Origin of the sequence: Methylibium sp., assembly GCF_013817365.1 — a bacterium.
Classification (GTDB): domain Bacteria; phylum Pseudomonadota; class Gammaproteobacteria; order Burkholderiales; family Burkholderiaceae_C; genus Methylibium.
Genome location: NZ_JACDCU010000575.1, coordinates 1 through 2,159 on the forward strand (window position 1 = coordinate 1; position 2,159 = coordinate 2,159).

A 2,159-nucleotide genomic window follows, 5' to 3' on the forward strand; every position below is an offset into this window, starting at 1 on the left:
TTGACGATGCGGCCGTCGTCGCTCAGGTAGGCAATCGAGAGCGGCAGCAGCGTGTTCTTCATCCAGAAGCACTGCACGCCGGGTTCATCGAAGACGAACAGCATGCCGTCGTTTGCGCCCAGAGCCGTGCGGTGCATGAGCCCGGTTGCGCGTTGCTCCGGCGTGCGTGCGACTTCCGCCTGGATGTTGTGCAGGCTGGCGTTCAGTCGCACCGTGGGCAGCTTACGCGGTGCTTCCTGGGCAGGAGCGATGGCCACCGGCAGCAAACTGCTCGCGCCCAAGACAATGAGGGTGGCGAGCAGGCGAAGAGAGCGCATCGGTCGGTTCATGGGGGGTGAGTTGGCGTCAATTTACCCGAGCCACGCCGACTCGTCGCGACTTGGCACAAGGCGCGATGCAGTTCCCTGGGGGGCGGGAGGCACGGGGGCTCGCCTTAGAATTCCCGGCTCACGGCGCAAGCCATCACTTCAGTTTCATCGAGCGGAGACCCGAGTTCATGTACCAGCACATCACGGTTCCTGAGGGCGGCGAGAAGATCACGGTCAACCCGGACTTCTCTCTCAACGTGCCGGATCAGCCGATCATTCCCTTCATCGAGGGCGATGGCACCGGCCTGGACATTACGCCGGTGATGATCAAGGTGGTCGATGCGGCGGTGGCCAAGAGTTACGGCGGCAAAAAGAAGATCCACTGGATGGAGATCTATGCCGGCGAAAAATCGACCAAGGTTTACGGGCCCGACGTCTGGCTGCCTGAAGAGACGCTCGAGGTGCTGCGCGAGTACGTGGTCTCGATCAAGGGGCCGCTGACCACGCCGGTGGGCGGCGGCATCCGCTCGCTCAACGTGGCCTTGCGCCAAGAACTCGACCTCTACGTTTGCCTGCGGCCGGTGCGCTATTTCACCGGCGTGCCTTCGCCAGTCAAGGAGCCCGAAAAGACCGACATGGTCATCTTCCGAGAGAACTCGGAAGACATTTACGCCGGCATCGAGTTCGAGGCGCAGAGCGACAAGGCCAAGAAACTGATCGCGTTCCTGCAGAACGAGTTCGGCGTCAAGAAAATCCGCTTTCCCGACACCTCGGGAATTGGCATCAAGCCGGTCTCCAAGGAGGGCACCGAGCGGTTGGTGCGCAAGGCCATCCAGTACACGATCGACAACGACAAGCCCAGCGTCACGATCGTGCACAAGGGCAACATCATGAAGTACACGGAAGGCGGTTTCCGTGACTGGGCCTACGCGCTGGCGCAGAAGGAGTTCGGTGCGGTGCCCGTCGACGGCGGCCCCTGGTGCAAGTTCAAGAATCCCAAGACGGGCCGGGACATCGTCGTCAAAGATGCGATCGCCGACGCCTTTTTGCAGCAGATTCTGCTGCGCCCGGCCGAGTATTCCGTGATCGCCACGCTCAACCTCAATGGTGACTACATTTCGGACGCACTCGCGGCCCAGGTGGGCGGCATCGGTATCGCGCCGGGCGCCAACCTGTCGGATTCGATAGCGATGTTCGAGGCCACCCACGGCACGGCGCCCAAGTACGCTGGCAAGGACTACGTCAACCCGGGCTCGGAGATTCTTTCGGCCGAGATGATGCTGCGCCACATGGGCTGGACCGAGGCGGCCGATCTGGTCATCGAGGCCATGCAAAAAGCCATCTTGTCCAAGAAGGTCACCTACGACTTCGCCCGCCTGCTGGAGGGCGCCACGCAGGTCAGCTGCTCGGGTTTCGGCCAGGTGATGATCGATCAGATGTAGGAGAACGGGTGGGTTGCGGCCACGCGGCTCGCGAGGCACCGCTGCATCGAAAAAGCCCGCCGAATGGCGGGCTTTTTACTTGAAGGGCGCCACTTTTCGACGGCCGATTCAGGGCGGTGCCAGGGCGTCGGCGTCAGCGTTGTCGGGCCGGACGCTAGCCTGACGGGATTCCAGCAAGGCGATGTTCTGCGCCAGCTTGCCCTTGGGGCCGTCGACCAGCTCGAAACTTACCTGCACACCTTGCTTCAAAGTACGAAACCCTTCCATCTGAATCGCCGAGAAATGCGCGAAGACATCTTCGCCGCCGCCTTCCGGTTCGATGAAGCCGAAACCCTTCGCGTCGTTGAACCACTTGACGGTGCCTTTGACCATGACTCTCTCCTGCACCGAGCGGTGCTTGCCGATCGAT

At 61.8% G+C, this 2,159-nt stretch carries 3 protein-coding genes; 1 reads left to right on the forward strand and 2 read right to left on the reverse strand.

Annotated elements, in window-relative coordinates; genetic code table 11:
- Nucleotides 1-317, reverse strand: a 317-nt coding sequence (locus H0W38_RS21475; RefSeq protein WP_292458027.1) for a DUF192 domain-containing protein, incomplete at its 3' end; no start/stop codon positions are given.
- 179 nt (nt 318-496) lie between these two features.
- On the opposite strand from H0W38_RS21475, the gene icd reads away from it, so the two are divergent.
- Nucleotides 497-1,750: an NADP-dependent isocitrate dehydrogenase gene (gene icd, locus H0W38_RS21480; protein WP_292458030.1), complete on the forward strand. Its 1,254-nt coding sequence runs from the start codon at nt 497-499 to the stop codon at nt 1,748-1,750.
- A gap of 108 nt (nt 1,751-1,858) precedes the next feature.
- Here icd and H0W38_RS21485 read toward each other — a convergent pair whose 3' ends face one another.
- On the reverse strand, nt 1,859-2,122 hold the full coding sequence (locus H0W38_RS21485) for a cold shock domain-containing protein (protein WP_292458033.1): 264 nt from the start codon (nt 2,120-2,122) through the stop codon (nt 1,859-1,861).
- Nucleotides 2,123-2,159 lie beyond the last annotated feature (37 nt).

Coding starts and splice junctions, on each gene's coding strand:
- H0W38_RS21485 (WP_292458033.1), bottom strand. CDS start 2,122: ATGGTCAAAGGCACCGTCAAGTGGTTCAACGACGCGAAGGGTTTCGGC.
- icd (WP_292458030.1), top strand. CDS start 497: ATGTACCAGCACATCACGGTTCCTGAGGGCGGCGAGAAGATCACGGTC.